At 60.4% G+C, this 24,080-nt stretch carries 19 protein-coding genes; 7 read left to right on the top strand and 12 right to left on the bottom strand.

Annotated elements, in window-relative coordinates:
• Positions 1-102 precede the first annotated feature (102 nt).
• Positions 103-2,952, top strand: coding sequence for a TonB-dependent receptor plug domain-containing protein (locus tag QQJ86_RS01310; protein ID WP_284319090.1), 2,850 nt, complete (start codon positions 103-105; stop codon positions 2,950-2,952).
• Between the two features lie 47 nt (positions 2,953-2,999).
• On the opposite strand, the gene hemC is transcribed toward QQJ86_RS01310, so the two are convergent.
• The 5 genes from hemC to QQJ86_RS01285 form a co-directional block, all read right to left on the bottom strand.
• On the bottom strand, positions 3,000-3,917 hold the full coding sequence (hemC, locus tag QQJ86_RS01305; protein ID WP_284319089.1) for a hydroxymethylbilane synthase: 918 nt from the start codon (positions 3,915-3,917) through the stop codon (positions 3,000-3,002).
• Between the two features lie 145 nt (positions 3,918-4,062).
• The gene (locus QQJ86_RS01300) at positions 4,063-4,764 is read right to left on the bottom strand and encodes a LytR/AlgR family response regulator transcription factor (protein ID WP_284319088.1); all 702 of its coding nucleotides are present in this window, start codon (positions 4,762-4,764) and stop codon (positions 4,063-4,065) included.
• Positions 4,745-5,815 carry a sensor histidine kinase gene (locus tag QQJ86_RS01295; protein WP_284319087.1) on the bottom strand — a complete coding sequence of 357 codons (1,071 nt, stop codon included), beginning with the start codon at positions 5,813-5,815 and terminating at the stop codon, positions 4,745-4,747. Before QQJ86_RS01295 ends, QQJ86_RS01300 begins: the two co-directional genes overlap by 20 nt.
• 32 nt (positions 5,816-5,847) lie before the next feature.
• A complete protein-coding gene (locus QQJ86_RS01290) occupies positions 5,848-6,513 on the bottom strand; it encodes an alpha/beta hydrolase (RefSeq protein WP_284319086.1) in 666 nt (221 codons plus the stop codon).
• Positions 6,514-6,815: 302 nt separating this feature from the next.
• Positions 6,816-7,463: a cysteine hydrolase family protein gene (locus tag QQJ86_RS01285; protein ID WP_284319085.1), complete on the bottom strand. Its 648-nt coding sequence runs from the start codon at positions 7,461-7,463 to the stop codon at positions 6,816-6,818.
• A 132-nt stretch (positions 7,464-7,595) separates the two neighbouring features.
• Between QQJ86_RS01285 and QQJ86_RS01280 the strand changes: the two genes are divergently transcribed.
• Positions 7,596-8,549: a GlxA family transcriptional regulator gene (locus tag QQJ86_RS01280; RefSeq protein WP_284319084.1), complete on the top strand. Its 954-nt coding sequence runs from the start codon at positions 7,596-7,598 to the stop codon at positions 8,547-8,549.
• 204 nt (positions 8,550-8,753) lie between these two features.
• On the opposite strand, the gene QQJ86_RS01275 is transcribed toward QQJ86_RS01280, so the two are convergent.
• On the bottom strand, positions 8,754-10,874 hold the full coding sequence (locus tag QQJ86_RS01275) for a prolyl oligopeptidase family serine peptidase (protein ID WP_284319083.1): 2,121 nt from the start codon (positions 10,872-10,874) through the stop codon (positions 8,754-8,756).
• Positions 10,875-11,025: 151 nt separating this feature from the next.
• On the opposite strand from QQJ86_RS01275, the gene QQJ86_RS01270 reads away from it, so the two are divergent.
• The gene (locus QQJ86_RS01270) at positions 11,026-13,452 is read left to right on the top strand and encodes a S9 family peptidase (RefSeq protein ID WP_284319082.1); all 2,427 of its coding nucleotides are present in this window, start codon (positions 11,026-11,028) and stop codon (positions 13,450-13,452) included.
• Between the two features lie 56 nt (positions 13,453-13,508).
• Here the strand turns inward: QQJ86_RS01270 and QQJ86_RS01265 are convergent, their stop codons facing one another.
• The gene (locus QQJ86_RS01265) at positions 13,509-14,306 is read right to left on the bottom strand and encodes a siderophore-interacting protein (protein WP_423372869.1); all 798 of its coding nucleotides are present in this window, start codon (positions 14,304-14,306) and stop codon (positions 13,509-13,511) included.
• Positions 14,303-14,986, bottom strand: coding sequence for a PadR family transcriptional regulator (locus QQJ86_RS01260; protein ID WP_284319081.1), 684 nt, complete (start codon positions 14,984-14,986; stop codon positions 14,303-14,305). The genes QQJ86_RS01265 and QQJ86_RS01260 overlap by 4 nt, the downstream gene beginning before the upstream one ends.
• A gap of 292 nt (positions 14,987-15,278) precedes the next feature.
• Between QQJ86_RS01260 and QQJ86_RS01255 the strand changes: the two genes are divergently transcribed.
• The gene (locus tag QQJ86_RS01255) at positions 15,279-15,989 is read left to right on the top strand and encodes a DUF899 family protein (RefSeq protein WP_284319080.1); all 711 of its coding nucleotides are present in this window, start codon (positions 15,279-15,281) and stop codon (positions 15,987-15,989) included.
• A 74-nt stretch (positions 15,990-16,063) separates the two neighbouring features.
• Here the strand turns inward: QQJ86_RS01255 and QQJ86_RS01250 are convergent, their stop codons facing one another.
• Both QQJ86_RS01250 and QQJ86_RS01245 read right to left on the bottom strand, forming a co-directional pair.
• Complete coding sequence (locus tag QQJ86_RS01250; protein WP_284319079.1) at positions 16,064-18,361, bottom strand: S53 family peptidase; 2,298 nt, start codon at positions 18,359-18,361, stop codon at positions 16,064-16,066.
• A gap of 439 nt (positions 18,362-18,800) precedes the next feature.
• Positions 18,801-19,271 carry an Lrp/AsnC family transcriptional regulator gene (locus QQJ86_RS01245; protein ID WP_284319078.1) on the bottom strand — a complete coding sequence of 157 codons (471 nt, stop codon included), beginning with the start codon at positions 19,269-19,271 and terminating at the stop codon, positions 18,801-18,803.
• Positions 19,272-19,383: 112 nt separating this feature from the next.
• On the opposite strand from QQJ86_RS01245, the gene QQJ86_RS01240 reads away from it, so the two are divergent.
• Both QQJ86_RS01240 and QQJ86_RS01235 read left to right on the top strand, forming a co-directional pair.
• Positions 19,384-20,019, top strand: a complete 636-nt coding sequence (locus QQJ86_RS01240; RefSeq protein ID WP_284319077.1) for a glutathione S-transferase family protein — start codon at positions 19,384-19,386, stop codon at positions 20,017-20,019.
• Between the two features lie 36 nt (positions 20,020-20,055).
• The gene (locus tag QQJ86_RS01235) at positions 20,056-20,244 is read left to right on the top strand and encodes a hypothetical protein (RefSeq protein WP_284319076.1); all 189 of its coding nucleotides are present in this window, start codon (positions 20,056-20,058) and stop codon (positions 20,242-20,244) included.
• 35 nt (positions 20,245-20,279) lie between these two features.
• On the opposite strand, the gene QQJ86_RS01230 is transcribed toward QQJ86_RS01235, so the two are convergent.
• Entirely contained in the window at positions 20,280-20,963 is a 684-nt protein-coding gene (locus tag QQJ86_RS01230; RefSeq protein ID WP_284319075.1) for an aspartyl/asparaginyl beta-hydroxylase domain-containing protein, read from the bottom strand.
• 253 nt (positions 20,964-21,216) lie between these two features.
• On the opposite strand from QQJ86_RS01230, the gene QQJ86_RS01225 reads away from it, so the two are divergent.
• The gene (locus tag QQJ86_RS01225) at positions 21,217-22,629 is read left to right on the top strand and encodes an FUSC family protein (protein WP_284319074.1); all 1,413 of its coding nucleotides are present in this window, start codon (positions 21,217-21,219) and stop codon (positions 22,627-22,629) included.
• Here the strand turns inward: QQJ86_RS01225 and QQJ86_RS01220 are convergent.
• On the bottom strand, positions 22,618-23,784 hold the full coding sequence (locus QQJ86_RS01220) for a GGDEF domain-containing protein (RefSeq protein ID WP_284319073.1): 1,167 nt from the start codon (positions 23,782-23,784) through the stop codon (positions 22,618-22,620). The genes QQJ86_RS01225 and QQJ86_RS01220 overlap by 12 nt on opposite strands.
• Positions 23,785-24,080: the final 296 nt, after the last annotated feature.

The raw sequence follows: 24,080 nt of genomic DNA, 5'->3' as shown, positions 1-24,080 counted from the left end.
ACACGGCATCGCGAAAACTGGCTGGACGTCATTTTTTCGTAAAGCCGGCTGCGCACTTCACGCGTGCCGCAAACACGTATTGTCTGAGGGAGTGGTGCATCGATGAGTTACAAGAACCGTATGGCATCTGCCATTGCTGCGGCGCTTATGATTTGTGCGTGGAGTGCGGGAGCACAAGACGGTGCGCAAGGCCCTAGCGCCGACAAGGCAAAACAGTTCGAGGTCATCACGGTGACCGGCTCTCATATCCGCAGTGTGGATGTGGAAACTTCGCAACCAGTGTTCACCATGGATCGTCAGGCGATCAAAGCGACGGGTCTGACTAACGTCAACGACATTCTGGCGCGGATGCCTTCTATCGGTACACCCGATATCACACCGCAGGACACATTGTCCTCCGGCATGGATATCGGCGGACGTTACGTCAATATCCGTAATCTCGGTTCACAACGCACGCTAGTGTTGGTCAACGGTCGTCGCTGGAGCACCAGCCTCACTGGGCTAACCGATCTCTCTACGATTCCGGTATCCATCATTGATCACATCGACGTGCTGAAAGACGGAGCCTCTTCGGTGTACGGTTCCGATGCGATCGGTGGCGTCGTCAACATTGTTACGCGCGAGCATTTCGACGGTGCGGAATTCAACGCTTATTACGGCCAGAACCAGAAAGGCGATGGCCAGCAGAAGAACGGGGATTTCACCTGGGGGCATACCACCCAAAAGTCGTCCTTCATCCTGAGCGCCTCCTATCAGGACGAGCAGCCTACATGGGATCGCAGCCGTGACATCACGGCTTATGCGCAAGGTCCGCGTCATCCGGATGCCGGATTGGGTACGGGTCCTTATGGCCGCGTTTTTGATCCCAATACGGGAGTGGCGTATGTCATCAATCACGGCAGCACGAATAGCGCAGATTTAGCTAACTACCACCTCTACGATTCCTCCAGTACAGCGGACAAATACAACGCCAGCAAGGACATGACCTTCCGCGCGGGCACCTCGCTAAAGAACCTGTTCTTGCAAGAACGCTACAAGCTGACCGACAGCATCACGCTGCGCGGTTCCGCTAGCTACAGCAGCCGCAACAGTTCCAGCCAGCTCGCAGGTTATCCATTTTCCTGGACCCTTAATCCTGACGCCTATTACAACCCGTTCCCAGGCTCTGAAACGGATTTCGTGCGCCGCACCTCTGAAATGCCGCGCATCACATGGACCAATTCGCGTCTTACGCATATAGACGCAGGCATCGAAGGCTACTTCGATTTCCTCGGTCACGACTGGAACTGGGATGCGGGCTACACCTTCGCGCAAACGCGCATCCGTCAAATTTCCACGGGCAACCTATATTTGCCTAATGCCGATAATGCGTTGAATGCGATTGCAGGTCCGGACGGTCAGCCCGTTTGTGCGAACCCGACAGGTGGATGCGTTCCCTGGAACATCCTTGCCGGTCCTGGCAACACGCCAAAGAGCGTATGGGACTACGTGAATTACGTCGGCAATGCGCGTCAGATGAGCCAGACCGACGACGTCACGGCAAACGTGAGCGGTGGCCTGTTCGACATTCCTCACGGCGGCACATTCAGCGTGGCCGCTGGCATCGAGCATCGTCGCGAAAAAGGTTACTTCGCGCCCGATCCCAACGATTCCGCCGGCCTCACCACCAATCTGGCCAGCGAGCCGACCAATGGTCGCTACGATGTCAACGAGGCTTACATCGAACTCGACGCACCACTGTTGCGCGACCTACCGGGTGCGCAGGAATTCGGCATCAACATCGCCAGCCGCTATTCGCATTACAGCAGTTTCGGCAGCACGACCAACAACAAGTACAGCGTGCGCTGGCGGCCGATCCAGGATGTATTGGTGCGTGGCACGTATGCACAAGGCTTCCGCGCGCCAACGCTTAACGATCTCTATAGCGGCACGGGGCAGAGCTTCGAAACGTTCCTTGATCCATGCGATAGCGTGTACGGTGCCGCGGCCAGCAATCCTTCGATTGCGGGGCGGTGTGCGGCAGCTGGCGTACCGGCCAATTACCGCCAGATCGATCAATCCGGTGGTGCGATCACCAGCGCAGCGGGCGGTCAGACGCCTAACGCTTTTCTCGCAAGCTCCAATCCAAACCTGAAACCGGAAAAATCCACCACGCGCACCTTTGGTGTGGTCTACAGCCCGCACTATGTCGACGGCCTAGATATGTCGCTGGACTATTACGACATCCGTCTGAAGAACGCCATTACCAGTGTGGTTGCGGGCGGCATTCTGGATTACTGCTACGTGCAGAACATTTCGAGCTTCTGCAACAGTTTCACGCGTGATAGCACAGGAGCCATCAGTAGCCTCACGGAAACCCTGTACAACTTGGGTTCGATAACCACCAGCGGTTACGATCTAGGCATTCACTATCGTTTGCCGGAAACGTCGTTCGGGCGCTTCCGCATCTCGTCAGACAGCACGTATCTCACCAAATATCAGCAAACCAGCGGCCCTGGCGCAGTCCCGCAAGATCTCGCCGGCTTCATGAACGGCGAGCAGGGCTTGTACCGCATTCGTTCCACCTTCCAGACAGACTGGGATTACAAGCAATTTGGTGCAAGCTGGACCGTTCGGTATTACTCAGGCTTGAAAGACACCTGCTACAGCAACAGCTATGGCAGTCCTCCAGGAACGCCAATGATCGAATGTGCTAATCCCACGTATACCAATCCTTGGATTGGCGCTTACGGCATCTCGCGGAAGGGTTCGGTGGCTTTCAATGACGCCCAGGTGCGTTACACCACCCCATGGAAAGGCGTTGTTTCACTGGGCGTGAACAACATCTTCAACAAGAAGGGACCGTTCTACTACAGCGTCGTGCAGACGGGTTCGGGTAGCCCGCCGTATGATCCGAATTTCGACATCGATCGTTTCTTCTATCTGCAGTACAACCAGAAATTCGACCTTTGAATTTTTGTATTGTCGCTTTGAAAGAGCGGGCCTTTGCGCCCGCTTTTTTAATGACCAAGGAAATCTGCAGCACCTTGTGCAAACAAGGCCTGTGCTACATCGTTACCAAGCTTCGTGGCGTCACTGCTGTTACCCGAGGCCTCGGCCAGCAGTAGACGACCGCTTGATACGTCGCCCACCATGCCGCGCAGATGCAACCCATGCTCCGTCACCGTACACCACGCTCCGACGGGCACCGTGCAGCTTCCACCCAAAGCACGATTCATCGCCCGCTCGGCGGTAACAGCCAAGCGTGTATCGGCATCGTCCAGCACGGCGAGGGCTTCGAGCACGTCAGCCTGATCCGAGCGTGCTTCGATGGCGATGGCCGCCTGGCCGGGTGCAGGCAACCAGCTCGGTGCGCTCATGCGGCTGCGGATGCGCGCATGTAAACCGAGTCGCTCTAGGCCGGCGCAGGCGAGGATGATGGCTTCGTAATGGCCGGCGTCGAGTTTCTGCAAACGTGTGCCGACGTTGCCACGCAAGTCGAGCAATTCCAGATCGGGTCGCACGGCGCGCAATTGCGCTTGACGACGCAGGGATGAGGTGCCGACACGCGCCCCTAGCGGTAGCGCCGTCACATCGGCGTAATCGTTGCTGACGAACGCATCGGCCGCGTCGGCGCGCGGCAGGACGGCGGGCAGGGTGAAGCCGGGTTCCAGTTCCGCGGGGACATCCTTGAGCGAATGCACGGCGAGATCCGCGCGACCTTCCAACATCGCCACCTCAAGTTCCTTGAGGAACAAACCCTTGCCGCCGATCGTCGCCAGCGGCTTATCGATGATTTCGTCGCCACGTGTGGTCAATGGGACCAACTCCACCCGCAACCCCGGGTGTGCTGCACGCAGCAAGCCAGCCACGTGTTCGGCCTGCCATAAGGCAAGCGCACTTTTGCGGGTGGCGATGCGGAGGAGAGAAGGCGACATGACGGCTCCGGAAACGATGGCGGCTATCATTGTCGCGCACTCGTCAACTCACGCGCAGCAATCGCGTAGGCTGGAATGAAATCCCAGCATCAGTAGCCGCAACAAAGCTGGGATTATCATCCCAGCCTACTCACTCCCAGCCACTTCAACCCATACGCAGCAATTTGCGCAAAGCGGGCAGATTGCGGCGGCTCACTTCCGGGCTGAAATCGGTACCGGCCAGACGCGCCAGCACGCGGCCATCAGTGAGCGTTTTCAGGCCGATCAGGCGGCGCGCCGGTACCAGGCAGTTGCGGTGCAGGCGGATCAGATCGGGATAGGTTTCCTCGAGCTGTCGCAGCGATTCGTCGAGCAGCAGCTGATCGCCCGCGCGATGCGCCACCACGTATTTCTCTTCTGCCAGCAGGCAGATCACTTCATCCAGCGCGATGCGGACCGGCTCGCCACGCACGCGTGCATGCAGCCAGCCGGTGGGTTCGCGCGGCTGCGCATCCAGCCGTTGGCGGACGCGTTTGAGTGCATCGCGCAAGCGTTCCACGCGTACGGGTTTCAGCAAGTAATCGGCCGCACCCAGGTCGAACGCGTGCACGGCGTGCGCTTCGTACGCCGTACAGAACACCACCTGCGGGCGCGTGCGATTGGCCAAACGGGCGGCCAGGGCCTTGCCATCCATGCCCGGCATGTTGATGTCGAGCAGCAGCAGATCAGGCTGTGTTTCCGAAAGCGCTGCCAGTGCGGCTTCGCCGTCGCCCACGCTGCCGACCACATCCACGTCCGCGCATTCCCTCAGCAAGGCATCGAGTCGTGCCCGCGCCAGCGGTTCGTCGTCAACGATCAGTACGCGCATGATTTGAGGGAACCCCTACGATCGGCAGATGCAGCTTCACCACAAAGCAATTCTCCTGCGGGCCTGCTTCCACGCTTGCCCGTGGCCCAAAATGATAAGTCACGCGCTGACGCACATTGTTGAGGCCATGCCCACTACCGCCGATGGCTGGCCGGTCGGCGAGCGGATTGCTGATCTCGATCCGCATCATCGATCCCTCCCGCGCACCGCGCAGAACGATCTCGCCGCCTTCACGCAACGGCTGAACGCCGTGACGTACCGCGTTTTCCACCAGCGGCTGCAGCAGCAGCACCGGCATCGACGCATCGATCGGCAGATCGTCCAGATCGCGTTGCACGCGCAGGCGCTCACCCAGCCGCAACTGCTCGATGGCCAGATAGCGATCGACCAATTGCAGTTCCTCGCCCAGTGTGCCGCTGTGCGTATCGTCCTGTCCCAGTGCAGCACGGAACAACTCGGAAAGATCCTCCACCGTGCGTTCGGCCGCTTCGGGATCGACCCGCACCAGGGCCGCCACCGTGTTCATGCTGTTGAACAAAAAGTGCGGTCGAATGCGTGCCTGCAACGCTTCCACCTTCGCATGCGCCACCGCCGCCAAGCGCGCCTGCCATTCGGCCAGCACGTAGAAATAACGCAGCATCGCCGCGCCAAGCAGGGCAGCAATCATCGCGTTATTGCGCACGAACGTGGAGGAGTCAGCCGGAATCAGCCGCATCTCCAGCGTGCCGTCCATCCACTGCGCCAGCACGCTGCCGATCACCACGATCAGCACCATCACCAGCCATACGCCTGCATACGGCAAAAGGCCCGGCAGGCGCAGCAACCACGGGCGCAACTTGCACAGCGCCACGCCAATCACCATCGCCACCCATTCCACGAACAACATGCCGACGCTGTAACCGCGCCAGCCACGCGTACTTTGTGGCGCGAGCCAGGCCAGGGTGACGCACAGTGCGCCAACGATCAGCAGCGCGGAAATGACCGGCAAGCTACAGAAATCCGGCAGCGGACTGTGCGGCTGGGTGGATGGTTTGGTAGTGGCCCCTGGCATGCGTGCAGTATGCCTGCAGATCTGGCCGTTTTTCAGCGCAGATGCTCGCCGATCCAGCGGCGCAGATCTGCAATTTCATCCGGGCAAACCGAGTGCGGCATCGGGTAGGTATGCCAATCCACCCTGTAGCCGAGTGCTTCCAGCGTGGTGCGCGATTCCACACCACGCTGCAGCGCCACCACCGGATCGTAAGTGCCATGCCCCCAGAAAATCGGTACACCCGCATTCGCCGCACTGCGCTCGTTGGCGAGCGTATGGGCGATCGGCAGGTACGTGGACAACGCGACGATGCCCGCCAGCCTCTGCGCGTGCCGCAAGCCCGTCGCCAATGCAATCGCGCCGCCCTGTGAAAACCCCGCCAGCAGAATGCGCTCGCTCGGCACGCCGCGTTCCTGTTCGCGGGCGATCAACGTTTCCACTTGCGTAATGGATTCACGGGTGCCCGCCTCGTCCTGCTGTGAGAGCAGATCGAAACCATAGATGTCGTACCACGCGCGCATCGCCATGCCGTTGTTAATGGTCACGGGGCGCACCGGCGCATGCGGAAACACAAAGCGGATAGCCGGCCACTCGGGCACAACCAGCTCCGGCACGATCGGCGCGAAATCATGGCCATCAGCGCCCAGGCCGTGCAGCCAGATGATGCTATAGACGGGGTTGGCGGCGGTTTCGGATTCGACGGTGGGGAGCAAGGACATAGCAGCATGAGGGGAGTGATTCGAAATGGCATCGTAGCAGCACGACACTCTGTTCCCTCTCTCTGTTGGGAGAGGGGTGAGGGGGCAATCTTGCAAGGAAACCTGCTCACCCTCATGGTCGTCATTCCCGCGAAAGCGGGAATCCATGTTGCTCCGATGTGAAAGCTAAAAATGGATTCCCGCTTTCGCGGGAATGACGATGTCGAGGTGTTGCGGGCGAGATCAGGCGAGCGTGACCCCTCACCCCAACCCTCTCCCCGAAGGAGAGAGGGAGCCAGGTTCTTCGCTGCTGTTGTTGAGCCTCATGCTGCCGCACCTTGCGCCAGCAGCGCCAACGCACGCTGATGCGAAGCATGAATCGTATCCCGCTCCGGCACGCGCCCCGTGGCAATGCATTCCAGCCATTCGTCCGTGCTCAACACCGCCGCGAAGCGTGACTGCTGCACCACGCTGTACACGCGATGGATTTCCTCCGCGCTGGCAAACCCGGCGCGGTTCGCATAGGGCACGGTGCCCGCAGCGTCGTGCAGGAATTCCACCTGCAATCCGCGATCGAACGCATGCTTGACGGTGGTGTCGTCGCAGTTGTGCGTCATGTAGCCGACCACGGTCAGCGTGTCGATCTGGTGCTCACTCAACCAGTCGGCCACATCGGTACCGGCGAAGGCGCTGGGCAAAAGCTTGCGCTGATAGTGATCGTGCGGGCGCTTGGCCACCGTCTCGTGCAGCTCCCATCCCGGTGTGCCCATGGCGAACAGCGGCGCGTCGGCGGGCGAGGTTTGCTGGATCACGATCACCGGAATGCCGGCTGCGCGTGCACCATCCATGGCGCGCCCGATATGGCGCAGCGAGGTGGCGACTGGCGGGTACTGAATCTGCAAGCCACCGGTAACGTATTCGTTCTGCACATCGATCACGACCAGCGCGCGGCGAGGAGTGGTATGGCTCATGACGGCGATTCCTTGTGAAAGAGAGCGTGAGTGCTCCCGGTGAGTGCATCTTCCGCTTCTGCCATGCGACCCGGCAGTGGCCCAATTGCCATTTAGCGATAGAATCGGGCCAAGCCGCCGGAGAATCCTCGCATGCAGCCTGTCAAAGTCGCCGTCGTTGCCTTCGATCAGATTCGCCCGTTCCATCTTTCCGTGCCCTGCGCTGTTTTTGGCGAAACGCTTGGCGAACCGGAATCGCTATTCCAGCTTCGCGTTTGCGCTGCAGAACCGGGCGAATTGCGCACCACTGCCGGCTTCGGCATTGCCACACGTCATGGCCTGCGCGAGCTGTCGCAGGCCGATGTGATCGTGGTGCCGTCCTGGCGCAATCCGCACGAATCCGCACCCGAGCCCTTGCTTTCCGCGTTGCGCCGCGCGCACAAGCGCAGCGCCACCCTCGTCGGACTTTGCCTTGGCGCTTATGTGCTGGCTGAAGCCGGAGTGCTCGACGGCAAGCTCGCCACCACGCACTGGCGTTGGACGGAACTCTTCCGGCAGCGCTTCCCCAAAGTGCGGCTCGACCCAGACGTGCTGTATGTCGATCAGGGTAACGTCGTTACGTCTGCCGGCACGGCTGCGGGCATCGACTGTTGCTTGCACGTCGTGCGGCGGCAGTACGGTGCCGAAATCGCCAACCGTATCGCGCGTATCCTGGTCGTGCCGCCGCATCGCCAAGGCAGCCAGGCGCAATACATCGAGCAGCCTGTGCTCACGCGTGCGACCGACACACCGCTCACCAAAACCCTGCACTGGGCTACGCAACATCTCGGCCACACCCACACGCTCGATTCGCTCGCCACCCGCGCCCTGATGAGTCGACGTAGCTTTACGCGGCATTTTCGCCAGCACACGGGTACCACGGTCGGCCAATGGCTGCTGTCGCAACGGCTCGGCCTGGCGCAACGCATGCTGGAAACCACCGATCAACCGATCGAACGCATCGCCGAGCGCGCGGGATTCGGCACCGCGTTGTCGATGCGGCAGCATTTTGGCGTGGCGTTCAATACGACGCCGTCGATGTATCGGCGGGAGTTTCGTGGGGCTTGATGTTCTGATTGGCGTAATCCACACACGATGTGCCCCCTCCCCTACGTGTAGTAGGGGAGGGCTGGGGTGGGGTGAAGCACTCTCGCGATGATGCTCCGTCAGTGCCTCACATTGTTCCGGCGCAGCCGAACGCGAGCTTTGCTCGCGTCACCCCACCCTAACCCTCCCCTGCAAGCAGGGGAGGGGATTGAATCTCGTGCAGATTCACTCGCTCGACGCCGTCTGCGCCGACAACCCCAACTCATGCGCAAAGAACGTCAGCATGATCGCCATATCCCCAACCCGCTGACTAAACGGCGCGCCAACGCCATGACCTGCATTCATGCGTGTCAGCAACAGAATCGGTCGATCCGAGGAACTTGCGTTCTGCAGTGCCGCAGTGAACTTGCGTGATTGCCACGGCGCCACGCGCGGGTCGTTCGCGCCGGTCGTCATCAACACCGCGGGATAACCGGTATGTGGCTTCACGTTCTGCAACGGTGAATACGACAGCGTCGCCTTGAACTGCAAAGGATCGCTTACCGTGCCAATTTCGCTGACGTTGTACGGACCGTTGGCGAAGTTCGTTTCATGGCGAATTACATCGTAGATGCCGACCATCGCTACCACAGCGCGGTAATCGGCGGGATGCTGCACCAGTGACGCACCCATCAGCAGGCCGCCGTTGCTGGCGCCGAGAATGCCCAGGTGCTTGCGGTCGGTCCAATGCGTATCGACCAAGGCCAGCGCAGCAGCATGGAAATCGTCGAATACATTCTGCTTGTGCAGTTTCTGACCCTGCGCGTGCCAGTCCTGTCCGTACTCATTACCGCCGCGGATGTTGGCGAAAGCAAACACGCCGCCGCGCTCCAGCCAGGCCAGGCGGGCGCCGATGAAATGCGGTGTGACCGGAAGATCGTAGCCGCCGTAGCTGTACAAAATGGTGGGGCGCTGACCGTTCGGTGTGACGCCACGCAGTGCCAGCACCGTCACGGGAATCTTGGTGCCATCCTTCGACACGCCGTCGATACGATGCATTTCCACGTTGCTGTAGTCGGCAGCAGGCTTCACTTCGAACACGCTGTGCAGGTCGCCGGTTTTCGCGTCGTAGTCGACCCAGCGCGAGGGCAAAGTCCAGCCGTCGTACGTGATCAACGCATGATCCTGGCCCTGTTCGGCAGCGATGCCGTCGATGCTTATGCCGTGGCCCGGCAGCGGCAGACGGCGCAGCCACTTGCCCTGCGCGTCGTATTGCTCGATCCACCAGTCCGGCCCCCAACTGCGTGTGATGAGAAATCCATCCGCGATCGGCGCAACGCCCTGCAACGCACCTTCGTGTTGGGGCACCACCGTGGTGACCTTGCCTTGCGCATCCACCGCAAGCACTTTGCCGCGCGGCGCGTCGGCAAAGCTTGTCACGAATAGACGCTGACCGACCCAAGCCGCTTCGCGCACGTTTGCATCGTGACCCAGCACCTTCTTCCAATCTTCACCCTCGCGCAGATACACCTCGGCCGGACCGCCGTCACCGATGTTGGCGAGCACGGCCAGCTGCTTGGCGCCCGGTGAAGTAAGCAGGCGGTATTCGGCAACCTTCGAATAGCCTCTGCCGAAGACCGCTTCATCGGCACTGATCGGCTGGCCCAACACGTGATGCATCAACGCCGCATCAAACTGCTGCACTTCGGCTCCGGCCGGCGGCAACGAAAAACGCACGTACACGAAGCCTTGCTCATTCGCATCCCACGCCACACCCTCCGGCGTGGTACCGCCGCCCGCATAAGGCAATGCGTCACTCAAGGTTTTGCCGGTCTGCACATCCAGCACGTGCACAGTGGTCAACTCGCTACCGCCTTCCGCCGTGCCGTACGCCAGATAACGTCCGCTGGGCGAAGGCCAATAACCGGTGATCGCGGTATTGCCGTCGCCGGCATTGACGTCCACCAGCACCCGCGCCTGCCCATTCGGCCACGCTTGCGCCATCAACTGCGGTTGCGGCTGCGGTGGCGTTTCCTGCATGTAGAACAGCGTGCCACCGGCAAGCAGCGGTGAGGATCGCGTAGTGGACGTGATGGCGAGTTGCTGCACGCGCTCCGTCATTGCCTTGCCGTACGGCATGGCCGCCAGCACCGCTTCCGTGTGTTCGTTCTGTGCCTTGATCCAGGCCTGGACCGCGGGATCCTGCGGGTTTTCCAGCCAGCGATAAGGATCGTTCACCGTAACGCCATGCAAGCTGCTGGTGGCTGTTCGCGTAGGTGATGCGGGTGGTTTCGGTATGTCGTTCGCGTACGTAACCATGGTTGCAATCAGGGCGAGGGCAGGCAGGCAACGCAGGAAAGAGGGCATGCCGAAATCCTTTTGACGTTGGAAATGACGTTAGATAAGGCCGACCGCTCAGACTATATCCGGCTCCCGGCCCGTGGAACGGGACCCTTGGCGCTTGTCTCCCGCCGACGCTTGGCTATGCTGGCCGATTTTCGACCTCCGGAGCTCTCCCATGCGCCGACTGCTGCTCGCCGGCCTCATCGCATTCACCGTACTGCCTGTGGCAGCAGAAGCCCCATCGAGCGCGCAAAAGCTCGATCTGGAAACCATCATGGCCAACCCGGACTGGATGGGCCACGCGGTGGAAAATCCGTACTGGAGCGTGGACGGCCGCAGCCTGTATTACCGGCTCAAGCGTGACAGCAGCCCGGTGCGCGATCTGTATCGCATCGATCCCGCCAGCGGAACGAGCACCAAGCTGGACGCCGCCGCCACTGCGCGGGCAGAAGGCCCTGCCATCTACGACCGTGCCCATCGCTATGCAGCGTATATCTTCCATGGCGACGTGTTCCTGGTGGAGTTGAGCAGCGGTCGGCGCACGCAAGTCACGCGCAGTGCATTGCCGGAATCGTCGCCGCGTTTCTCGGCCGATGGTCGCGCGCTGCAATTTCGCGAAAGCAACACCTGGTATGTCTACGACATCGCTAGCGGCGTCACGTCACCGGCTGCCGTGCTGAAATTCGCCGACGATCCGCAGGCCAAGAAGCCGGATGCGCTCGGCCAGCAGCAGCTCGATTTGTTCAAATCGCTGCGCGAAGACAAGGCGGACAAGGATGCGCTGCACGCCAACGAACAGGAACTGGCTGTGGCCGACGCCTCGCGCGCACCGCAGCCTTTCTATCTCGGCGACAAGCAGCAGCTAGCCGACACCGAACTTTCGCCCGACGGCCACTGGATGCTGGTGGTGACACAGCCTGCGCATCACGACGACGGCAAGGCGCCCGACGTCATCCACTACGTCACCGATTCCGGCTTCACCGAAACCGAAGCGGCGCGCACGTATGTCGGCCGCAATGATCCTGCGCCGCAATCGGTGCTGTTGCTCGATCTTGCCGCGCACAAGTCCTACCCGCTCTCGACCGACAACCTGCCCGGCATCAAGGACGATCCGCTGAAGGCGATTCGCGCCAAAACCGTTGCCGAACTGCAGAAAGCCGGCAAGGACGATGACGCCAAGGCACTGAAGGCGCCGGACGTGCGGCCGGTCACCCTGTACAGCATGGACAGCGACAGTGCCGGCATCGTGTGGAGCGACGACGGCCGCAACGCAGCGCTGGCATTCCTTTCCATCGACAACAAAGATCGCTGGATCGCCAGCATCGACTTCGCGCATCACGCGCTGGTGCCGCAACACCGCTTGCACAACGATGCATGGATCAACTGGGCTTTCAATGATTTCGGCTGGCTCAAGGACAACCGCACGCTGTGGTACCTCAGCGAAGAAAGCGGCTATTCGCAGCTTTACGCAAAACCCGTGGACGGCGCTGCCAAGGCGCTGACTTCCGGCAAGTTCGAAGTCAGCCAGCCGCAACTGTCCAATGACGGCAAATGGTTCTACCTGAGTGCGAACAAGACCGCGCCTTACAGCTACGACGTCTATCGCGTGCCGACGAGCGGTGGCGAACTCAACCGCGTTACTCAGTACGGCGGCATGGAACAGTTCGCACTCTCGTCAGACGACAAGCAGCTGGCAGTGTTGCATTCGTCCGCCTACGTGTTGCCGCAACTTGCTGTGCAAAACGCGGAAGGCGGCACGCCGCGAGAACTCACCAACACCATGAAATCCGGCTTCTCCTCGCATCAGTGGATCGAGCCGAAGATCGTGGAAGTGCCGTCCACGCACGGTGCCGGTGTGATCTATGCGAAGTATTACGGACCGGCTGATGAAACCAATGCGTTGGCGTCACGCCCAGCCGTGCTGTTCGTACATGGCGCCGGCTATCTGCAGGACGTGAAGCAGGGCGCAACGTACTACCAGCACGAACAGCTGTTCAACAATATGCTGGTGCAGGAAGGCTATGTGGTGTTGGACATGGATTACCGCGCCTCCCAAGGCTACGGCAGTGCATGGCGCACCGCGATCTATCGCCAGATGGGCCACCCGGAACTGGAAGACCTGCTCGACGGCAAGGCATGGCTGGTGAAGAACCATGGCGTCGATCCCAAGCGTGTAGGTATCTGCGGTGGCAGCTATGGCGGCTTCATGACCGAAATTGCGCTACTGCGCGCACCCGGCGAATTCGCTGCCGGTGCAGCACAGCGTCCGCCGTCCGACTGGGTGACCTATAACGCGCAGTACACCTCCGGCATTCTCAACACGCCGCAGGTCGATCCGGAGGCTTACAAGATCAGCTCGCCGATGACGTATGCGGAAAACCTGCGCGATCCACTGTTGATCAACCACGGCCTGATCGACGACAACGTGCTGGCCAGCGACTCCGTTCGCCTGTATCAGCGCTTCGTCGAACTGCACAAAAAGAATTTCTGGATCTCGCTGTATCCGTTGGAACGGCATGAATTCGAGCATGCCGATGCGTGGTATGACGAGTATCGGCGGATTTACGAGTTGTTCGATACGTGGGTGAAGCCGGTGCGTTAAAGCTTGCCGTAAACGGTCCTCTCTCCCCGGAGGGGGAGAGGGGGCTGATGCTGGCGTCAATCCTCATCTTCCTCACTCCCATCCGCCTTCCAATATCCCGTCGCGCGAATCCACTCCTTCGGCACGCCACGGTCCTCTGCCAGAAAACGCCGCATCGTTCGCACGCGACGCGATTCCGCCGCAATCCAATAGAACGTATCGCCCGGCAACTTCGGCAATTCACGTAATGCGCTTTCCAGCAAATCGCTGCTGGCAGCTTCGATACCGTTGCGTTCCAGCCACGTCACTTCGAATGCCGCTTGCGAACCCAGTGGCTGACGATCCGCTCGCTCGGGAATTTCCACCAGTACCACCACATGCGCACCGGCTGGCATTTCATCCAATCGGCGGCCGATGGCGGGCAGGGCGGTTTCGTCGCCAATCAACATGTAGCGATCGAAATCGTCGGCGATCAGAAAAGAGCCGCGCGGCCCGCCCACGCCGATGCGATGTCCAGGCTTGGCCTGTTCGGCCCACGTCGATGCCGGCCCATCGCCGTGCAGCACGAAGTCGATGATCAACTCATTGCGCATGGCATCGTGTTCGCGCGGCGTGTAGTCGCGCATAGGCGAAGGTTTGGAGCCGGGCGGAAATTCCGGACCGTTCGGCCCCAGTGCGGGAAACACCAGTTCGCCATCCGCATTGGGAAACAGCAGCTTCACGTGGTCGTCGGGCGAGGCGCTGACAAAGCCGTGCAACTGCTCGCCCTTCAAGGTGATGCGCTGCATGTGCGGCGTCATGCGTTTCGAACTCAACACTTCCAGCGTGCGCATCGCCAGCTGATGCCGCACCATGCGATGTTCGTGCCGCGTCACTTGTCGCTGTCCTCGCTTTTGTCTTTGTCCTTGTGACCGGATGCAATTTCGGTTGCGGCACGCTCCAGAATCGCGGCTACGCGTTGTGCCTCGGCCTTCCAATCGCCACCGCGCATCAACACGGCGTGTTTGAGTGCATGCATCGCCTTGCGCACCGTCATCGGCACCGACAGCTTGGCGAACATGCGTGCACTTTCGCGTGTGCGTTCGATGATCGCTTCGACCGTCGCGCGATTGGCGTCCAGATACGCGCGGCCCTCGGCAGTGATCGCATACAGCTTGCGTCCGCCTTGCTCGTTCTCCACCGAGGCATGGCCGAGCTCTTCCAGCATGGTCAGCGTCGGATAGATGGCGCCCGGGCTGGGCGAGTATTGGCCGAGGAACATTTCCTCGATGGTGCGGATCAGCTCGTAGCCGTGGCGCGGCTGCTGCTCGATCAGCGCCAGCAACAACAGCTTCAGATCGCCGTGACCCAGCATGCGTCCGCCGCCGCGTCGGCCGCCGCCTTGCAGATCGCCCAAGTCGCCGAAATCACCGTGATGCCCGAACCCACCATGCCGGCCGCGCCGTCCATGGAAGGCGTACTCCTCGTAGTCGTACCCGCCGGCTTCACGCCAGCCTCCACAGCCACCGTCATGATGGCGATGCATGAAGCGATGAAACAGGAAATGTCCGCGCATGATATAACTCCGATATATCTAAATGACGGTCGAAACGATATATCGAAATTGTATCGAAGTGCAAGTCAGGGTCGGAAAATGGCGTTCCATCCTTGAAAATCCTGAGCCGTCGCCCCGGCGAAGGGCGGGGCCCAGTGTCTTGATGTCAAAGCAACGTCCCTGGGTCCCGGCCTTCGCCGGGACGACGAGTCGAGGTTTCTTCGCAAGTTTTGAGGGGAGGGGAAGATCTACGTCGATTTCCTTCCATCTTGTTCGTCACCCCTATAGGGCCCCCCTCCAGAGGAACGCAACCATGACGCAGAACCCCACCCTCGTCCCCGCCGTCGAACTGGTGAAGCGCAACGCCGCCACCCAGCCGAACGAAAGTGACGAGTACCGCCACGCGCGCAACGAACTGCTGCGCGAGGAAATCGAATTACGCCGTCATATCGAACGTGTTGCAGCGATGCGGCGCGCATTGCCGCCCGGTGGCGAAGTCATCGGCGATTACCGTTTCGAAGGGGAAAACGGACCCCTCGATTTCGCAGGCCTGTTCGGCGACAAGCAAACGCTGGTCGTCTACAGCTACATGTACGGTCCGCAGAGGGAGCGCCCGTGCCCTATGTGCACGTCGCTGCTCAGCGCATGGGAAGGTGAAGCACGTGACATACAGCAGCGCGTTGCACTGGCCGTGATCGCGCGCGCGCCGCTCCAGAAGCTACTGGCGTTCAAACGCGAGCGTGGCTGGCGCGACCTGAAGCTGTATTCCGATCTCAACGGCAACTTCAGCCGCGACTATCACGCCATTGCGCCGGACGGCAGCGACATCCCGGAAATAAACGTGTTCACTCGCCGCGACGGCATCATCCGCCTGTTCTGGGCCGCTGAAATGGGTTTCGAAACCTCCGATCCCGGCCAGGATCCGCGTGGCGCGCCCGATCCCATGCCGATCTGGACCTTGCTCGACATGACGCCGGAAGGGCGCGGAACGGATTGGTATCCGAAGCTCGACTATCCGGCATAACTGCAGCATACGCATCGATGCAAAAAACCCTGGCGGCTGTGCCGCCAGGGTTTGCGCATTCATGTCTAGATGGATTACGGCGCGTTCACGAATGCCCTCCATGCACTCAGCAGATTGTACGCATTCACCGTACCCAACCCGTTCGCGAAGCTCCAGCCGGGTTGTGCGGCATAGGCTGCAGTGTTGCTGTTGTACGTCGAGGAGCTAGTAGAAGTGAGACCCAGCTGCGTCGGTCCATAGAACTGCAGGAAGTTCTGACTGGTGCCATAGAAATAGCAATCGGGCGTGGTTTGCCCTTGGAGCTGCACGCACTGCGTGGAATTACCGCCCGTGGTGATGTTGTGGAACACGCAACTGCCGGTACCGCTGGTGCCGTTGCTGGAGTTGCACTTTGCCAACGTACCAGGCGTCTTCCCGGTCGGGCCGCCGTATTCATTTCTGGCCAGTTCGTACAAGGTTGGTGCGGCATTGCCCTGGTTCGCTGGCAGGCCGTCGTTATGCAAGCCTTGATCGATCAGTGCCTGGATGCCCGCAAACATCGGTGCCGACAGCGACGTGCCACCCACCAGTTCCACCGGTGAAGTGAAGTTGGGTGTGCAAGGATAAAAACCGGTGCACAAAATCACCCACGAATACCCGCCATAAGAACCGCCGAACAACGACACATCCGGCAGATCGCGCGACTGGTCCTTCGCCGCGCCACGCACGATGCGCTGCCATGACGGCTTGTAATCGACCGACGATGGACCGCCACTACCGCTCTCGGACGTCACGTAAAAGCCGTACGGATCGTAGATCAGCGCGTTCTTGCAGAACTGCAACGCGGACACGTGCGCCAGCTTGTTCGCTGCCAGCGTATTGCCGCACGACTGATTCCAGGTGAGCTCCGGCACATACGATTTCGCAGAGCCGTACTGCGCATTGAGCGTGCTGTTGAAGTACTTGCTGGTGGTGCCGTCGAGCACGTCTGCAGTATCCGTACCGCCTACACCCGTATCGTTAGGCGAGGTAGCGAACGAGTTCGCGTCGACGCCAAATCCATTGATGATGCTGCCGTTGAAGCTCGGATTGGAACCGGAATCACCGCTGGATACGAACACCGAAATACCTTCGGCGTCGCCTTGCGCCCACATCAGGTCGATCGCGGTCTTGCTGGCGGCGTCGGTAAAGCCTTCGCCGTAGCCATAGCTTGCACTGATGATGTTGGGACGTCCCGCCGGATTGGTGTTGTTGATCAGGTTGGACGCTGCGGTGAATACGCCGCCGAAGAAATTGGTCGAGCCGGCGTCATTGCAGGTAGCCACCCAAATGTTCGCACCGGGAGCCATCGCAGTTGAGTATTCCGAATCCAGCACCGTCTCGATGCTTTCGCCACCTGGCGAGTTGCCGCCCGGGTCGGTGCAGTTGCCGGTGGAGGGCGTCAACTGTGGCTGGAATTGCGTGAACGTTCCGCCGTAACTGCCAAGGCCGAACTGACTGACGAAATTAGCCCAGTCGGGGGTGTACATATCCACATCTTCGACCACTGCAATGTTGATACCCGTGCCCGTCAAGCCACTGGTATACAAGCTGCTGACGTTATAGATCGTCTGCATGTCGAACGGCACCAAACCGCGCACGCCACCTGTGAAATTCACTGCCGAATGGCCTGGTGTTCCCGCCAACGAATTAGCCGGTTGCTTGATGTTGAAGTTGCTCTTGCCGCGATCGAACTGCGCCACTTGCGGTGCCACGTGCAAGGGTTGCGGACGGAAGTCGTTGAGGCCCGCTACGCCCACCACCACCTCGCGCAGTGCGGAAGGCACGCTGATGTCGCCCGCATTGGCGATATGCGTGACATGGTTGACGACGTAACGGTTCTCTTGCGTGTGGAATGCCTGGCGAACCAGGCCCGCCGTACCGCTGAAGTCGATCTGCAGCTTGTTCGGATAGACACCATGCACGGTAAAGCCGCGTGACATCAGCCACGATTTCACAGCAGCGATATCCGCATCGGCGACGCCGAAATTGGTGCCAAATTCTTCAGGGCTCAGCCATTGATGGAATTTCGCCGAAGCCGGATCGTGCTGTGCGGCGATCAACGTTTGCAATGCCGCTGCGCGCTGCGCGCTTGGCCGAAGAACCAGTTGCATATGGTTCATCGGCAACGCATCGTCCACGCGGCCGGCAGATGTTGTATTGGCAACAACGGCCAGATGCGTGTGCTCCAATGCGGAGACCGCATTGTTGTCTACGACCTGCGTAACACGCGGTGCTTCGGTCGTATTGAGACCGGCAAGCGCCGGATTGGAAGAAGCTGCTTGAGTAATCGAAGGCAGCGTTGCGAATGCGGCCGCAATCGCCAACGCCATCATCACATGCTCGGTTTTCACGTCTTTTCTCCTTTAAGTCTGGATGAAAAAAGCGAGTCCCCCTGTGATGAATCAGCCAACTTATGTACTCGTCGTCTTGACCTCTCTGGTAAAGGTGCGCAAAAAGTCATCGGACCGCCGTATAGGCCCGACACAGCCACGCCGGCTGCGATCGCGTTGACTTGCCTTGGATTGCATTGCTCCCCAACTGATATCCCGCTTGAACATCGGGGCACTCGATCGTGCGCCCGCGCGAAAGCATCGTCCAGTGCCTTGCGCGCATTTAGTTGTTTCATCGGGTTTACAGTTTTAAAGCGTCAAATGTGGCTTCACGTTTGTCACACATGAACGCGTGATGCTAACCGTAGGTTAGGGTGCAAACCCCAACATCGCGGTGTATGCCGATAGGGCAATGCTGGGGTTTGCATTCCAGCCTACGTAGTCCCGCTATTTAAACTTTTTAAACCGGCACCACCTGGCTGGTCTTGTCGCGAGCCATCACCACGCTGGTGGTGAAACGCCGGATGTTGGGATTGTCGAACAGCAAGCGGCGGGTAAAGGCTTGGAAATCGTCCATATCGCGGGCGGTCACGATCAGGATGAAGTCCGCTACGCCAGTCACGTAGTAGCAGTGCTGCACATTGGGGTCAGCGCATGCAGCATGGCGGAACGCATCAAGCATGTCCGCGCGCTCGCGCTCCATCTCCACGCCGACAATGAAGCCCATGCTCTGGCCTACCGCCTGCGGATCAACGATCGCGACCTCAGCCACGATCACGCCGATTTCCCGCATGCGTTTCAACCGGCGTTGCACAGCGGCTGCAGAAAGACCGATGGCGGCGCCGATGTCCTCACCGGTCATGCGGGCGTCACGCTGCACGTAACGGAGAATCTCGCGGTCGAAGGCGTCAAGAGCGGTATCGTCGGTCATGCCGCAGAATTACTCCAAAGAATGCGGCCATGCAACGCCGAAGAGGCCAATAACGCGGCTAGACCGCGCATAAAGCTGGAAAAATGCTGCGACCTCCCCGACCCAGCACAGCATGAAACTCCTCTATCAAACGCATTCCCCTTACGCCCGCAAAGTCTTGGTCATGGCGCACGAGGCAGGCCTCGCGGATCGTCTCGACGTCATCCATCACGAAACCAGTCCCACGGTGCGCAACGACGCAGTGTTCCGGCAAAACCCGCTTGGAAAGGTGCCGGTGCTGATCCTCGATGACGGCTTCGCATTGTTTGACTCCATCGTGATCTGCGACTACCTCGACGGGTTGCATCAGCGCGAACGCTTCCTTCCCCAACATGGCCGCGCAAGGCTCGTCAGTCTGCGCCGGCAGGCGCTTGCACAAGGCATGTGCGATGCAGGCATCGCCGCGCGCTATGAAACCGCGCGTCGTCCTGAGGCACTCCGCTATCCCGCCTTTCGCGACGGGCAACTCGACAAACTGATCGGCGCCTACGACTTCCTCGAACGTGAAGGAGGCTTCACACCACACGATGCCGAAGCCGAACACGTCGATCTCGGACAGATCGCGCTCGCCACCACGCTGGATTGGCTGGCTTTCCGGCGGTTGCCAGATTTCGAGCACGGACGGCCGCGTTTGTCGGCGTGGTATCGCGCGTTCCTGCAGCGGCCTTCCATGCAGCTGACCGAATTCGTGGGCGAAACCGTCGACTGACCTCTCGCACGTACGCACCATCAACGTGAATCTTCTATGACTTCGACCTGGTTCGATAGGCTGTTCCTGCATGGCTACGTCACGGATCGTCGATGGCCGCTGGAACGCGCACGCTCTGCACATAGAAGCGGCGAGACGAACAGTCATGCGCAGCGTATCTGCGAGGTGCCGAACTATCTTCGTCGATGTCTCGGCATCGGCGATGGTGTCATGCGCAAGCAATGAGCTCTGTAGGTTAGGGTTTGCACCCCAACCCACGGTCAATCTACACCGCGCAGCCGTGCCACCATGCCCACTGACGCGATCAACGCCCGCGACAGCAGGCGCATATCCACCGGCATGTAGCGGCGCCGCACATCCAGCAGCAACGCGATGCGCGGCTCGTCGCTGTGATTCCACACTTCATGCGGATAGGTATCGTCCCACAGCAAGTGTTGGCCGCTGCCGATGCGATGCTCCTGATCGTTGAGTGCGAGCACGGCGGCAGGCCGCCCATCTGCATCCACCGGCACCGACAGTCCCAGCTGGTAGCGCAAGATGCCGCGGAACGGACCGCGATGCCGCGGAATATGTTTGTGTGGTGCGAGAAACGACAACGTGGCCGAAAGCACATCCGGCGATGACGCAATGAGCTGTGCCAGCTTTGGGCAGGTCGCAAGATTCTTGCCGATATCCGTGCCGTACACCTTCAGCACCAGCACGCGCCAATCCTTGCCATCGTTGGCGGAAATCGGCATCTGCGCCGGCATGATGTCGTGAAAGCGTGGAATGGTGTGCAATCGCGCAGCAAGTGCCAGCGCTTCGTCACGAAGTGTCGGCCAGGCGTCGACAAACTTGCCGGCATCGGGAAAGTAGATGCCGGCATCCAGCACGGGTGGCGTGTCGATGCGCGCATCGTAAAGCCGACGCACCATATTGGCTGACAGGTCGTACAGCAGGCTCATGCGTTGCTATGCCTTGTCGCAATTCATCTGATGGAATCCATCGCCGCCATAGCTTCAATGCGGCGTATGCTCCGGCGTCCGGGCGCTGCGCTGCGTGAAGGCCGTCACAGCGGAAGAACGGGCAGCCCCCGCCGCTGTTGACGCAGCACGTCGCTCGGCGTGCGCAAAAGCTTGCGTTGATTCATCGATAAGGCGGCCGGCAGCAAGTGCTATCTTGGTCCGCTGCTCCGCCAACGTCATTCAGGAGTATCTCTTGCGCCTCGTTTTTCCGTCGTCTCAAGGATTGGTCGAACGGTCACGGCTAGGGCGCGCCCTGGTAGAAGCCGTCGCAACGCTGATAGCGGCGATCGCCACGCTGCTTTGCGCGCTCGCGATCAGCCGGGAACCTGGTCCCGGCATATTGGCCGTGGTGTTGTGCCTTTCGTTGTCGCGCAGCCAGCTCGATCGGGATCGCCGGGGTCGCATCGAGGCGGTCTTTGTGTTGCCAGCCGTTGGCCTCGCGGCAGCTGGAGTAGGCATCCTGCTGCATCGTTTTCCGATTGTGGGCGCGCTCGTGTTCACCGCCGGCATGTTCGTGTCGATCTGGCTGCGACGCTTCGGCCCGATGGCGCGTCGCGTTGGCTCATTGATTGCGTTGCCGTTCGTCACATTGCTCACGGTGCCGTATATACCGCCCAAACAACCTGGCCCGGTTCCAGTGTTGTTGTTGCCGATCGTCGTGGGATTGCTGGCCTTGTTCTGGGTCAACCTGATGCACGCGCTGGCGCAAGCGCTCCGTTTGCTGCCACGCGTCGGCCATGCGGCCTTCGTCGCTGCACCAACGCCGGAAAGTTCACTGCGCCCTATCGCCTCCACGCGCATGGCCATCCAAATGGCGGTTGCTTTGCTGCTGTCGTTTGCCGTGGGCTATGCCGCGTTTCCGCAGCACTGGTCATGGATCGTGTTGACAGCCTTCATCGTCAACAGCGGCAATCGTGGGCGGTTGGATGTGGCGCACAAGAGCGTGTTGCGCGTACTCGGTGCAGCGGTGGGCACGCTCATAGCGCTGGTTCTTGGCGTTCATCTCGGTCTGGATGAACACACGATCGTCATCTTGATCCTCACCGCCATCTTCCTCGGTGTATGGCTACGGCCGCTTGGTTATGGCTGGTGGGCGTTGTTCGTCACCGTGGCGTTGGCGCTGTTGCAGGATCTCGTGGGCGTACCCGCAGCGCGGATGCTGTGGCCGCGCCTGGAAGAAATCGTGATCGGCGCGATCATCGGCGTGGCAGCGGGGTGGTTTGTCTTGCCGGTCCGCTCGACCGGCGTGCTACGCCGGCGCATCGCAGACGCACTGGCCGCACTTTCCACCGCGCTGGATCGGCAACAACCAGCCGGCAACACGGATGCCTTCTTCGCTGCGCTTCACGCCGTGGAACAGGTTGCGCCGCCGTTTCGAGCTACCCGCCATATCGCACAACGTGTGCGACCGGAGCGGTCCGCTGACTGGATCGAGGCGCTTCTCAGCTGCCGGGAACCAGGCGGCAAGCTGATTGAACAAGGCCAAGCACCGCCGAGTGTGCATCGCGCACTTGCGCATGCGCGCCGCTCCATGCGCGAGCCGGTACAGATTCTTCCGGCCTTGCAGCAGTTGCATGCGTGCCTGCACGATGCTTCAGGTCGGTGAAATCTTCACGCAATTACGTCCCGCCCGCTTGGCGTCGTAAAGCGCAGCGTCCGCACGGCGCCGCGCCGCCATCATGTCGGGTTCATTGCCGGTAGCAATGGCTGCGCCAATGGAAACGGTGAGTGCGTACGACTGGCCGTTGATGTGGAACGGCGTGCGTTCCACCGCTGAGCGAATGCGCTCGGCCAGCGCCAGCAAGTCTCCCTCTTTCACCGAAGGCGATAGCACGAGGAATTCCTCGCCGCCTACGCGCCCCACCAGATCGTTGGAACGCAGCATGCGCCGTATGTTGGCAACCAGTTCCAACAACACGCGGTCGCCGTCGTCGTGACCGAATCGGTCGTTGATGCTTTTGAAGTGATCGGCATCGATCAACAGCACGCCGATCGATTCGTTCTTGGCACGCGCCTTGGTAAGCAGAACATCCGAAGCTTCCACCAAGCCCAGGCGGTTGATGACGCCGGTGAGCGGATCGATGCGCGCAAGGTCATACAGATCACGCTGCAGAATCTCGTTGTAAAGCAACAGGAAACCCACGCTGGCCAGCAGCGGTTGCAACCCGATCAACAAGACGTAGACGATGTTCACCGGTGTCGGCACACCGATACCTTGCGGCGGCGTGTCGAGCGTCCATAGCGAGATGTTGCGCCACGCGAGCAGCGCAATGGCCAGCACATAAGCCCAGAACAGCAGGCACTGCGCGCGCGTATCCTGCTTGCTGCAGCCGCCCCACAAGGCGGAGAGATTGAGCAGGGCGTTGCAAGCAAGAATGATCGAGCCCCACAGCACGCGCATCCGATAATCCGGGTGCACTGTGCTCAAGTAGGTCACGCCAAGCCAAGCCGCCAAGCCAAGCATCAGCGCTTCACGCCAGCGCAGCGAACGGGTAAGCACCATGCGCAGCGCCACGATGGTCAGCGCCTGCGCAGAAAGGTTGAACGTGTTGCCCATCAGCAGCACGGCCAGTTGGGAAAGCTTGAAATCGAACGCGAGTATGAAATCACCGCCCGCTTCCAGCAGCAAAGCCGCCGCGCGCAGACGCAGCCCTTTGACCGCGCGGTTGCTGCCGCTGCGCGTGCCAAACCAGAGCATCAGCGCAAGCACCAGCGCCTGCCCGCCATTGATCAGCGCAAGTGTCTCGATGTTCAGATGCATCGGGAGATCCCTATGGCAGCCAGCTTCGATCGTCTGCGCTTCATGCGCAACGCAACGTCATCGACGGACCGCCGATGCGTCAAAACTGCCAGCTTTACTGCACATCGATAGGCTTTATCGTCAACATAGCCATGCTTCCCCTTTCCGTCGCGCGGTTATTCGCATCATCGGCATGCGCCTATACATGCCGTTGTGAGCATGTGCACCTGCCTGTCAAAACAACGAGGCAAGGAGCATGCCAGTAAAGGGGGATCGAGTTGTTCAGCTAAATAGGAGCCGGAAAGAGCGTTGTGTTT

This window comes from Dyella acidisoli, assembly GCF_030160295.1.
In the GTDB taxonomy this organism is placed as follows: Bacteria; Pseudomonadota; Gammaproteobacteria; order Xanthomonadales; family Rhodanobacteraceae; genus Dyella_B; species Dyella_B acidisoli.
This window is presented reverse-complemented; position numbering and strand designations above follow the sequence as displayed.

Bases quoted from the DNA above. Each gene is read 5' to 3' on its own strand.
- QQJ86_RS01255 (WP_284319080.1), top strand. From the start codon at position 15,279: ATGACGCAGAACCCCACCCTCGTCCCCGCCGTCGAACTGGTGAAGCGC.
- QQJ86_RS01295 (WP_284319087.1), bottom strand. From the start codon at position 5,815: ATGCCAGGGGCCACTACCAAACCATCCACCCAGCCGCACAGTCCGCTG.
- QQJ86_RS01260 (WP_284319081.1), bottom strand. From the start codon at position 14,986: ATGCGCGGACATTTCCTGTTTCATCGCTTCATGCATCGCCATCATGAC.
- hemC (WP_284319089.1), bottom strand. From the start codon at position 3,917: ATGTCGCCTTCTCTCCTCCGCATCGCCACCCGCAAAAGTGCGCTTGCC.
- QQJ86_RS01230 (WP_284319075.1), bottom strand. From the start codon at position 20,963: ATGAGCCTGCTGTACGACCTGTCAGCCAATATGGTGCGTCGGCTTTAC.
- QQJ86_RS01235 (WP_284319076.1), top strand. From the start codon at position 20,056: ATGACTTCGACCTGGTTCGATAGGCTGTTCCTGCATGGCTACGTCACG.
- QQJ86_RS01245 (WP_284319078.1), bottom strand. From the start codon at position 19,271: ATGACCGACGATACCGCTCTTGACGCCTTCGACCGCGAGATTCTCCGT.
- QQJ86_RS01285 (WP_284319085.1), bottom strand. From the start codon at position 7,463: ATGAGCCATACCACTCCTCGCCGCGCGCTGGTCGTGATCGATGTGCAG.
- QQJ86_RS01270 (WP_284319082.1), top strand. From the start codon at position 11,026: ATGCGCCGACTGCTGCTCGCCGGCCTCATCGCATTCACCGTACTGCCT.
- QQJ86_RS01220 (WP_284319073.1), bottom strand. From the start codon at position 23,784: ATGCATCTGAACATCGAGACACTTGCGCTGATCAATGGCGGGCAGGCG.
- QQJ86_RS01280 (WP_284319084.1), top strand. From the start codon at position 7,596: ATGCAGCCTGTCAAAGTCGCCGTCGTTGCCTTCGATCAGATTCGCCCG.
- QQJ86_RS01310 (WP_284319090.1), top strand. From the start codon at position 103: ATGAGTTACAAGAACCGTATGGCATCTGCCATTGCTGCGGCGCTTATG.
- QQJ86_RS01290 (WP_284319086.1), bottom strand. From the start codon at position 6,513: ATGTCCTTGCTCCCCACCGTCGAATCCGAAACCGCCGCCAACCCCGTC.
- QQJ86_RS01300 (WP_284319088.1), bottom strand. From the start codon at position 4,764: ATGCGCGTACTGATCGTTGACGACGAACCGCTGGCGCGGGCACGACTC.
- QQJ86_RS01275 (WP_284319083.1), bottom strand. From the start codon at position 10,874: ATGCCCTCTTTCCTGCGTTGCCTGCCTGCCCTCGCCCTGATTGCAACC.
- QQJ86_RS01240 (WP_284319077.1), top strand. From the start codon at position 19,384: ATGAAACTCCTCTATCAAACGCATTCCCCTTACGCCCGCAAAGTCTTG.